This window comes from Pedobacter sp. Leaf132 (assembly GCF_920984695.1).
GTDB lineage: Bacteria > Bacteroidota > Bacteroidia > Sphingobacteriales > Sphingobacteriaceae > Pedobacter.
On sequence record NZ_CAKLBO010000001.1, the window covers coordinates 792,480 to 802,415 of the forward strand.

The 9,936-nt window shown below is 34.5% G+C and carries 10 protein-coding genes; 7 read left to right on the top strand and 3 right to left on the bottom strand.

Going from position 1 to position 9,936, the window contains the following annotated elements; translation table 11 throughout:
• Nucleotides 1–2: 2 nt before the first annotated feature.
• Nucleotides 3–1,739 carry a GMC family oxidoreductase gene (locus tag LUA86_RS03530; RefSeq protein WP_231459185.1) on the bottom strand — a complete coding sequence of 579 codons (1,737 nt, stop codon included), beginning with the start codon at nt 1,737–1,739 and terminating at the stop codon, nt 3–5.
• A gap of 261 nt (nt 1,740–2,000) precedes the next feature.
• On the opposite strand from LUA86_RS03530, the gene LUA86_RS03535 reads away from it, so the two are divergent.
• Nucleotides 2,001–3,206 carry an SAM-dependent methyltransferase gene (locus LUA86_RS03535; protein ID WP_231459186.1) on the top strand — a complete coding sequence of 402 codons (1,206 nt, stop codon included), beginning with the start codon at nt 2,001–2,003 and terminating at the stop codon, nt 3,204–3,206.
• Between the two features lie 14 nt (nt 3,207–3,220).
• Here the strand turns inward: LUA86_RS03535 and LUA86_RS03540 are convergent, their stop codons facing one another.
• On the bottom strand, nt 3,221–3,679 hold the full coding sequence (locus LUA86_RS03540) for a DoxX family protein (RefSeq protein ID WP_231459187.1): 459 nt from the start codon (nt 3,677–3,679) through the stop codon (nt 3,221–3,223).
• A 405-nt stretch (nt 3,680–4,084) separates the two neighbouring features.
• Here LUA86_RS03540 and rlmD point away from each other — a divergent pair, with 405 nt between their 5' ends.
• Complete coding sequence (gene rlmD, locus LUA86_RS03545; RefSeq protein WP_231459188.1) at nt 4,085–5,497, top strand: 23S rRNA (uracil(1939)-C(5))-methyltransferase RlmD; 1,413 nt, start codon at nt 4,085–4,087, stop codon at nt 5,495–5,497.
• Nucleotides 5,498–5,595: 98 nt separating this feature from the next.
• Complete coding sequence (locus LUA86_RS03550; protein ID WP_231459189.1) at nt 5,596–5,994, top strand: hypothetical protein; 399 nt, start codon at nt 5,596–5,598, stop codon at nt 5,992–5,994.
• A 61-nt stretch (nt 5,995–6,055) separates the two neighbouring features.
• Here the strand turns inward: LUA86_RS03550 and LUA86_RS03555 are convergent, their stop codons facing one another.
• On the bottom strand, nt 6,056–6,763 hold the full coding sequence (locus tag LUA86_RS03555) for a head GIN domain-containing protein (protein WP_231459190.1): 708 nt from the start codon (nt 6,761–6,763) through the stop codon (nt 6,056–6,058).
• A gap of 241 nt (nt 6,764–7,004) precedes the next feature.
• On the opposite strand from LUA86_RS03555, the gene LUA86_RS03560 reads away from it, so the two are divergent.
• From LUA86_RS03560 to LUA86_RS03575, 4 genes are all read left to right on the top strand, one after another.
• Entirely contained in the window at nt 7,005–7,514 is a 510-nt protein-coding gene (locus LUA86_RS03560) for a phosphoribosyltransferase family protein (RefSeq protein WP_231459191.1), read from the top strand.
• Nucleotides 7,515–7,587: 73 nt separating this feature from the next.
• On the top strand, nt 7,588–8,211 hold the full coding sequence (locus tag LUA86_RS03565) for a 1-acyl-sn-glycerol-3-phosphate acyltransferase (RefSeq protein ID WP_231459192.1): 624 nt from the start codon (nt 7,588–7,590) through the stop codon (nt 8,209–8,211).
• The gene (locus tag LUA86_RS03570; RefSeq protein WP_231459193.1) at nt 8,208–9,305 is read left to right on the top strand and encodes a glycosyltransferase family 2 protein; all 1,098 of its coding nucleotides are present in this window, start codon (nt 8,208–8,210) and stop codon (nt 9,303–9,305) included. The genes LUA86_RS03565 and LUA86_RS03570 overlap by 4 nt, the downstream gene beginning before the upstream one ends.
• Nucleotides 9,275–9,931: a carotenoid biosynthesis protein gene (locus tag LUA86_RS03575; RefSeq protein WP_231459194.1), complete on the top strand. Its 657-nt coding sequence runs from the start codon at nt 9,275–9,277 to the stop codon at nt 9,929–9,931. Before LUA86_RS03570 ends, LUA86_RS03575 begins: the two co-directional genes overlap by 31 nt.
• Nucleotides 9,932–9,936: the final 5 nt, after the last annotated feature.

Genomic DNA, 9,936 nt, shown 5'->3' on the forward strand with positions numbered 1-9,936 from the left:
GCTTAAATGTTTTGTTTTTTCTTTTGAGCCAATATGTATTCGGCAGTCCTCATTGCCAATGCTAAAATAGTCCAGGTTGCGTTTTTATCCCCTTGTTGAACAAAAGGGCCAGCATCAACAACAAAGAGATTTTTACAATCGTGTGCCTGGCAATATTTATTTAATGCCGATTTTTTAGGATCATCACCCATTCTAATTGTTCCCACTTCGTGGATAATTTTACCTGGATTTAGCAAGCCATAATTGGTATCGGCTCCATGAATTTCTGAAGTTACAACAGCGCCCATTTCTTTCATAATTGATAAAAAGGTTTCTTGCATGTGTTTTGCTTGCAGAATTTCCTCTTTAGCCCATTTATAATTAAATCTTAATACCGGAATACCATATTTGTCAACCACATCAGGGTCTATTTCGCAATAATTATCTGCCCTTGCAATTGCAGTTCCTCTACCAGCCATACCAACACTTGTTCCGTAAAAGCGGCGATAATCATCTTTTAATGATTTACCATAACCGCCAGCCTCTTTCTTGTTACCATTTCTATCTGGTACCATTCCGTTCATTTTTGCAACGCCGCCGCCAAATCCATAAGATGGCATACCTAAACCACCACCGTATTCTATATGATAGCCGCGAGGGAAATCAAGCTTTTTATTATCGAGCCACCAGGGTGAATAAATGTGAACACTGCCTAAACCATCTTCATTATAACGTTTTCTATCCATTAACTGAGGTAAGAAACCATAAACACCTGCACCGGTAGAATCGTGTAAATATTTACCTACAACCCCGCTGCTGTTGGCTAAACCTCCCGGATGCGCTGATGATTTTGAATTTAATAAAATACGTGCAGATTCGCAGGCACTAGCGCCTAAAATGACGAGTTTACCGGTAACCTGATATTCTTGCAGGTCTTTTCTATTAACATAAGATACACCTTTAGCATTTCCATCTTTATCCGTAATCACTTCTCTAACCATTGCATCGGTAATTACTGTTAAATTACCGGTTTTTACAGCCGGTATTACCAGGCAGGATGATGCAGAGAAATCTCCATAAACTTTGCAACTTCTACCGCATTGACCGCAGTAAAAACAAGGGGCACGGTCGTTATTGCCTTTTATAGATTCTGTCATTACTGCGCCACGGCCGGTAATTACTTTAACACCTGCTTTTTCAGCTCCTTTTTTTATGAATAGCTCATTTAATCTTGGTTTAGGAGGTTTCATGAAAATCCCATCGGGTTCATTTTCGATGCCTTCTGCCGTTCCGTAAATTCCAATCATGCGGTCAACCTTATCATAAAACGGTTTCACATCATCATAAGTGATAGGCCATGCATCCGTTAAACCATCTGTTGGTTTAAAATCTACCGGACCCATTCTAAGTGATATTCTGCCCCAATGGTTTGTTCTTCCACCCAGCATACGTGAGCGAAACCATTCAAACTCTGTTTTATTTTTTTGAGTGTAAGGTTCTCCTTCAAGTTCCCAGCCGCCATAAGAGGCATCAAAATCGCCAAAGGGCCGCACCGTTCCTGCACCTCTACGTGGAGATTCCCAAGGCCATTTTAATTGGTGAGAATCCATTCTGGGGTCGAAATACTGACCGGCCTCGAGCATTAAAACCTTTTGCCCGGCATTTGCTAACACGTAGGCTGCCATCCCACCGCCAGCACCCGAACCAACAACTATGGCATCGTAAACAGTGGGCGATTTTTTTATTTGAAAGTCACTCATGAATAGGAAATAGATTAAATTGAATTTCTAATCTAAGGCTTAATTTTTTTAAATAAAAGTATTTATACGGCAAATCTTCTTTTTGGAATGGTTATAGATAAAAACTGCATAGTTATCGCTAAATCGTATTAGCGGAGTGCTGGTTAAATAATTTTCAATAAATTTCGGGCTTATCATTTTAGAAAGTCTTTTGAGTGTTACAATCATTCCAACATAGCCATTGCTTGGCAAACTTATTTATCTTTGTATTTTTTATAGAGGATGGAAGTATCAGAATATATCGAACAGTTTGCAATCAAGATTAACGAAAGCCTGAAAATGCAGACATTTGTTAAAATTTCGCTCGGCAATTATCGTGGAAACGAAGAGGGATTAAAACAGATTTTGGTTAGAAGAGTAATTATTAAGCGTGATGATAAATTAGCCTTAACTTTTAGATATAAAACTCGAGATATCGTTAAAAACTTTGCTCTAGACGAAGGAATTCAAATGATTTCTGATTATCTGGATAATGGATTCAAAATTGCGACTTTAATTACCACGCAAAACGACCACATTTTAGAGGAATTGATTAATAAAAAAATCGTTTTCAGGACAATTGAATCATCTAACAAAAAATTACCTGAACTAAGCCACGATAAGGAAAAGGAAAGATTAATCAAACCTGGTTCTAAAGCTTATTTAAACGCACTTAAAATTACGGATACAGAAGGAAAGGTTTACAAAAATGCACAAGATAAATTCAGGCAGATAAATCATTATATAGAAATTTTAAGTTCTTTAATTAAAGAATTACCTGAAGGTACAATAAGCAAAGTTGCCGATATGGGTTCTGGTAAAGGATATTTAACTTTTGCTTTGTACGATTATTTGCATTCAGTTTTAAAACTGGATTCTGAAGTAATTGGTGTAGAATACCGAAAAGATATGGTTGACTTGTGCAATCGCGTTGCTTCTGAATCTTCATTTGAAAAACTGAAATTTGCAGAAGGCTCGATTCAGGATTTTGATGCAAATGATGTGAATTTATTAATTGCACTTCATGCATGCGATACCGCAACAGATGATGCGATTTTTAAAGGCATTAAGGCAAATGCCGAATTAATTGTTGTTGCACCTTGCTGCCACAAACAAATCCGCAGGGAAATTGAGCAAAATAAAGTTAAGAATGATGTTTCATTTTTAACCAAATACGGAATCTTTTTAGAGCGCCAGGCTGAGATGGTTACAGATGGAATTAGAGCGTTAATTTTAGAGTATTTTGGTTATAAAACTAAGGTGTTGGAATTTATCTCTGATGCGCATACACCCAAAAATGTTTTAGTTGTTGGGATAAAAAAAAATCAAAAGTCTTTAGTCGGAAGTCCGATAAATGAAACACAGAAGGAAATCCTTCAAAAAATCAAAGACAGCAAGGCGTATTTTGGCATTCAATATCATCATTTAGAAAGATTGTTGGGATTGTAAATTACGCCTAAACCTTATTCGTAACGCTTGCCCTTTTTGTGCTTTAAACCTTCATCAACAGATAATGGGCCTGAGCCAATTACCCAAAATAAAATGAGCAAAAACAACACTATCACAGATAACCAAAGCTCAGAATTAAGCATTGAAAAGCCCTGCAAAATATTCACGAAAAATACGGCGCAAAGTAAAATGGGCATTTGGATTACTGCTGCAAATCGGGTAACTAATCCTAAAGTGATGAGTATGCCGCCAACCAAATGAGCGAAGGCAACTACGTGTATGGCAACGCTAATTAAAACGCTAGAAAAGCCAAAAACATTGTTCTGCGTTATTAGGTTTTGCAATGTGTTGGTATCACTAATAAATGAAATGCCTTTTCCAAAAATTATAAGGCCTAAAATTATTCTCAAAAAATCAAGCCATTTTGTTTGATGAACATCTCCCCAATGTTCAATTTTACGGATTACGTTCATGGTGAACCTCCCTTTTGGTGAATTTATATATTAAGTTACGAAAATCCTGATTTTAAAACAACATTACACACCTATTAATTTAACATAAAATTAATTTATACCATTTCGGTTTTTGGTATAAAATTTGTATTATTGTAAAAATAGGAGCGTTTTTGTTATGAGTAATGAAATTTTAGAAATCTCGGTATCTATTGATGAAAAATTTGATCTTCAATTTAATTGGTTAGGCTTTTGGGCTTCGGCGCTTAAATTTATTGGCAAATAATTTTTCATCAATTAATAATCTGTGTTAGACTCACCGGTCTAATAAATTCATACATCCTATTTTTCTGATTTATTTGTAATCATTCTGTCCTGTTCTTTCAACTTTAGTCTTTCAGCTTTTAGCCTTATATTTGCGGCATAATGAGTAGAAGAAAACCTGGTACGGTAACTATAATTCCAAACGTACAAATAATAGATATTGCAGAAGAGGGAAAAGGTGTTGGCAAAGCCGATGAATTGGTGATTTTTGTTGATAAAGCTGTGCCTGGCGATGTGGTTGACGTTCGGTTAACCAAAAAGAAAAAAAACTTTGCCGAGGCTATTATAGAGAAATTGCATGAGCAATCTGACCTGCGTACCGAACCATTTTGTGCTCATTTTGGAACATGCGGCGGCTGTAAATGGCAACACATGGGTTACGATGCTCAGTTAAAATTTAAACAAAAAAATGTTGAGGCTGCATTACAGCGACTCGGTAAAGTAGATACCTCATCAGCAGAACCGATTCTAGGTTCAGTTAAAAATAAATATTACCGTAATAAATTAGAATTTACCTTTTCGAATAAACGCTGGCTTGAAAAAGTTGATGTGGATAAGGATGAGGATTTCGATATGAATGCTTTGGGATTTCATGTTCCGTTGCGTTTTGATAAAATATTAGATATTGAGCACTGTTATCTGCAAGATGAGCCATCAAATCAGATTAGAAATGCTGTCAGGAAGTATGCTCTGAAGAACGAGTTATCGTTTTACGATTTAAGAAACCACGAAGGTGTTATGCGTAATTTGATTATCAGAACATCTACAACTGGAGAAGTTATGGTGGCGGTTGTTTTTGCTTATCCCGAAGAAGCACAAGTAAACGGTTTAATGAATTTTTTAAAGGCAGAATTCCCTCAAATAACATCGTTGTTGTATATCATCAACCAAAAGAAAAACGACACCATTTTTGATCAGGATGTAAATGTTTTTGCTGGTCGCGATCATATTTTTGAAGAAATGGATGGCATCAAATTTAAAATTGGTGTAAAATCATTCTATCAAACTAATTCTGAACAGGCTTTTAAATTGTATAAAATTACCCGAGAGTTTGCCGGTTTTACTGGTAATGAATTGGTGTACGATTTATATACTGGTGCAGGTACAATTGCAAACTTTATTGCTAAAGATGTAAAGCAGGTTGTTGGTGTTGAATATGTGCCAACGGCGATAGAAGATGCCAAGTTTAATTCAACCTTAAATGGGATTAACAATACCATTTTTTATGCAGGTGATATGAAAGACATTCTTACTTCAGATTTTATTTCAGCGCATGGCAAACCTGATGTGGTGATAACCGACCCACCAAGGGCCGGTATGCATACAGATGTTGTGCAACGTTTATTAGAAATGGAAGCCGAAAAGATTGTGTATGTAAGTTGTAATGCTGCTACGCAAGCCCGAGATTTAGAACTATTGAAGGATAAATATGATGTAGCCAGAATAAAACCTGTTGATATGTTTCCGCATACGCAACACGTAGAAAATGTGGTATTATTGAAATTAAAAGGATAAGATAATTAATGATAGAATTAGTGAATAAGAGAATTTTAGATTTAGTAAATCAAACCCAATCACTCATTCAATAATTCATTCAATCAAAATTAAGAAAGATGGATAGAGAAGAATTATTAAGTGCGAAACCTGAAGATGATGGAACACCGAAGAAGGTTGAAAGCCCTTTAATTAGCTTAGAGAAAGATTTAGAATTTTATTCTGAAGCGATTAAAGAAGTTGCGGTTGAAATTATGGTTGAAGGTATTTCTGCTTATCCGATATTTATTGCACATCAGCATGAAGTTAGCCTGGGCGAGATTATTTTAAACCGAGAGGAATTAAATACGGATTGGACTATTCAGGCTTCTACACTGGAAGAGTTTGTAGAAAAGGGCATCATTAATAAAGAAAGAAAAGAGCAATTTTTAAAAGCCTACAAAAAACCAGAAGATTTTATGTGCGTTTTTGTAATCGTTCCGGAAGGGGCAAATTTTGTTTACTTCCCGTATAAATAAAAAAAGTGCTGTTTTGTATCCGCAAAACAGCACCAGTAAATTAAATTAAACCTAAAACTAACTAATTTACTTTAGTTACATCGCCACTTTTTGATGATGATGTTTTCTTTAAAGAAGCACTGCCTTTGTAATGCACATCGCTGCCACCACTAGCACCTGCCTCTAATCCTTTAGTTACATTTATATTTGCATCAGAACCTCCAGAAGCTGAAACTTTAGCATATTCCACCGGGAAATCGTATGCATTAACATCGCTACCGCCACTAGTTTGTAGTACCATATTTTCTGCTTTTCCGGTTAATTTTACGTCACTACCGCCGCTGCTTTGTATTTGTATATCTTTACAAACAAGGTTTAGTTTTACATCACTACCGCCTGATGAACGAATGGCAATTTTATCTGCTTTAATTTGATTTTGACTGAAAACATCACTTCCGCCGGATGCGGTTAAAGCATTTAATGTTTTAAAACTTAAATAAGCTTTGATGCTTTGGTTTCTAAACATGCTACTCCAATTTAAACCCTCTTTAACTTTGATGGTTAAATTGCCGCCGTTCTGTTCTACAACAACATTTTTAAGTAAATCTTCTGATGATTTAATATCAAGGTTTTCGGTATTGCCTTGCGTTAAATATAAATCGATGCCGCTGCTTACAGTTACGCTGCTAATGTTTTTAATTGCAACATGTTTATTTTCCTGGGCACTTACATAATTATTTGTAATCAGAAATAATATCAGCAATGCTGATGTTTTGAATAAGTTTTTCATCTGTTTATAATTTGTTTTAATGGTTTTTTAAGGCTCTAAGATTATTCATTCCGTTTCTTGGTTTGAAAATCATGATGGTTTCTTATTGCGTTAAAGATTGTTTGAGTATAAATTTAATGTTTTAGGTTATTGATTAGACGTACACTAATCGCAAACGTTGCAGTTCGTAGAAATTATTTTTGAAATAGTTTGAATTTCATCCTTAAAATCGTTCTTTTTGTAATCAAACCTTTTTATACAAATGGCAACATCTCAGGTACTAATTCTTGATAAAAAACAAATTCAGCAAAAAATAGATAGAATTGCATATCAAATTCTTGAAGATAACTTGAATGAGAAAGAGATTGTGCTGGCCGGTATTTGGGATAGGGGATATAAACTTGCCATAAGGTTAGAGAAAGTTTTAAAAAAAATTTCGTCGCTTAAAATCATTTTATTAAGAATAGATTTAGAAAAAGAAAGCAGTAAGCTTATTGCCAAAACAGATTTAAACGAAAGTAATTGGAAAAACAAAGTAATTATTCTGGTTGACGATGTTTTAAACAGCGGTAAAACACTGGCTTATGGTTTAGGCGTTTTCTTAAATACACCTCATAAAAAAATACGCACAGTAGTTTTGGTAGATAGAAGTCATAAAATTTTCCCTATTGCTACAGATTTTGTTGGCTTAGAGCTTGCTACAATTTTAAAAGAACATGTAGATGTGGTAATGGATGTTGAAGGCGAAGAAGACCGTGTTTATTTGAGTTAAATTAACATTTCTTATTTACCAGAAAACAAAAGCATTACTTGCAATTAAGCCCAATTTTTTGCAATTTCCCTAAATGTACCTTCCCAAAAAAAATACGATAATCTACAGGTTTTTTACCTGGTACATAAAATTTATAATCAAGAAAGATTTTACGTCTTTTAAACACGATTCTGTTTCATTTCAACGAGATTCTTCTATCTTAATTATTGCAAATCATTTTAGCTGGTGGGATGGTTTTTTTATTTTTTATTTGAATAAAATTGTCTTTAAAAAAGAATTTCATGTTCTGGTAAATGCAGAAAATTACCATAAAGTGAGCTTTCTGAAATACCTTGGTGCCTTTGCAACCTCTAGCGGAGGTAAAGATGTTTTAAATACTTTAAGCTATGCGGGAGAACTTTTAAGCAACCCGAATAATCTCGTGCTTGTGTTCCCGCAGGGGAAGTTGCATTCTAATCATGCTCAGGAAATAAATTTTGAAAAGGGGGTTATGCAGATGATAAACTCGAGCAATAAAAAGATAAATATCATTTTTGCTGCAACGTTTATCGATTATTTTTCCAGTAGAAAACCATCCGTATTTATGTATCTCCATAATTGGGATACTGAAGAATATATAAGTTTGCAACTTTTAAAGAGCGCTTACAATAAACATTATAATACATCGCTTGTTAAACAGACACAAATTAAAGAATGACGGTTTTTATTTACGCAGCATTAATTTTTCTGGTTATCAGGTTTTCGGTTACTGTATTCAATTTTCTTTCTAACCCAAAACTTCCCCGCACGGTTAAACATTACGATTATAAGGTTTCAATTTTAATACCGGCAAGAAACGAAGCTGAAAATATAATTGGCTTATTGCAATCCATTAAAGAACAAGATTATCAAAATTATGAGGTTTTAGTGCTCGATGATGATAGTAGTGATAATACTTATAATCTGGTTGCGTCTTTTTGCGAGGAGAACGATAAATTCAGTATATATCATGGCGAAGCATTACCAAAAGGATGGCTTGGTAAAAATTATGCCTGCCATCAGCTATCTAAACAGGCCAGCGGAAATTACTTTTTGTTTTTGGATGCTGATGAAGAAATTAAAAAGGGCTTTATAAATAGCTTAATTTTCCGAATGGAAAACGGTGGATTGAGTTTGCTCAGCGTTTTTACTAATCAGATTATGCTAAGTTTTGGTGAAAAACTTACTGTGCCTTTGATGCATTTCATTTTATTGAATTTGCTACCATTAAGATTAGTTCGAGTTTCTGATAATCCGGCATTTTCTGCTGCAAGTGGGCAATGTATGTTTTTCAAAGCTTCAAATTACCAGGATAACAACTGGCACGAGAGCGTTAAAAATAAAATTGTGGAGGATGTAGAGATTATGAAACTGGTAAAGCAAAAAGATTTTAAAGCCGAAGCACTTTTGGCTAATGGCTTAATTTACTGTCGGATGTACAAAAATCTCAGCGAATGCATAAATGGCTTTAGTAAAAATTTACTAGCAGGTTTTGGTAATAACATCATAATATTACTAATTTACCAACTTTTGGTTATTGCATGGCCAATAGTTTTAATTCTGAATTTCGATTTATCACTACTTGCATTACCCTTAACATTAGTTATTTTAAGCAGATTGATGATATCATTTTTATCAGGACAGAACGTTTTACTTAATTTAGTTTTACATCCTTTACAAATGCTGTTCTATTTGCTAATATCATTAATATCAATAAAAAAGCATTTATTTAAAACCGGAACATGGAAGGGCAGATTAATCAAGCAGATTTAAGAAAAAAGAAAATAGCGGTTGCTGTTATTATCATTTTTCATTTGGTTGGTTTAACAGGATTCTTAATTCCCTTATTGCAGCCATATTTTATGAAGCTTGTGCCGTTTCATTTATTGCTGATGTTTGCCATTATCATTTTTTCTTACAACGCCGACTTGAAAAGATTATTACTCTTTATTTGTGGCGTTTTTATTTGTGGTTATTTAGTCGAAGTATTAGGCGTAAAAACTGGGAAAATTTTTGGTAGTTACGCTTATGGTTCCACGCTGGGTTTTAAGCTTGCCAGTGTGCCTTTATTAATGGGCGTAAACTGGGTTATTTTAATTTTTAGCGCCGGACAAATGATTAGGAGTTTTAAAATTAGAAATGGAATACTGGCATCACTTTTAGGCGGGTTCTGTTTAATTTTGTTAGACTTTTTTTTAGAGCCTATTGCCGTTAAATTCGACTACTGGCATTGGGATAAAAACATAATACCGGCTCAAAATTTTCTGGCCTGGTTTATTGTTTCGGTAATTTTGCTCAAGTTTTATTACGCTTTAGGCCTAAAACAACAGAAATTTATTGGCACAACCATGTATATTTCTCAATTGATATTCTTTGTTGTTTTATACATAACAAGATGATAGGA

Excerpts from the sequence above, each read along its gene's own strand:
- LUA86_RS03530 (WP_231459185.1), bottom strand. The coding sequence starts at position 1,739 with ATGAGTGACTTTCAAATAAAAAAATCGCCCACTGTTTACGATGCCATA.
- LUA86_RS03535 (WP_231459186.1), top strand. The coding sequence starts at position 2,001 with ATGGAAGTATCAGAATATATCGAACAGTTTGCAATCAAGATTAACGAA.
- LUA86_RS03540 (WP_231459187.1), bottom strand. The coding sequence starts at position 3,679 with ATGAACGTAATCCGTAAAATTGAACATTGGGGAGATGTTCATCAAACA.
- rlmD (WP_231459188.1), top strand. The coding sequence starts at position 4,085 with ATGAGTAGAAGAAAACCTGGTACGGTAACTATAATTCCAAACGTACAA.
- LUA86_RS03550 (WP_231459189.1), top strand. The coding sequence starts at position 5,596 with ATGGATAGAGAAGAATTATTAAGTGCGAAACCTGAAGATGATGGAACA.
- LUA86_RS03555 (WP_231459190.1), bottom strand. The coding sequence starts at position 6,763 with ATGAAAAACTTATTCAAAACATCAGCATTGCTGATATTATTTCTGATT.
- LUA86_RS03560 (WP_231459191.1), top strand. The coding sequence starts at position 7,005 with ATGGCAACATCTCAGGTACTAATTCTTGATAAAAAACAAATTCAGCAA.
- LUA86_RS03565 (WP_231459192.1), top strand. The coding sequence starts at position 7,588 with ATGTACCTTCCCAAAAAAAATACGATAATCTACAGGTTTTTTACCTGG.
- LUA86_RS03570 (WP_231459193.1), top strand. The coding sequence starts at position 8,208 with ATGACGGTTTTTATTTACGCAGCATTAATTTTTCTGGTTATCAGGTTT.
- LUA86_RS03575 (WP_231459194.1), top strand. The coding sequence starts at position 9,275 with ATGGAAGGGCAGATTAATCAAGCAGATTTAAGAAAAAAGAAAATAGCG.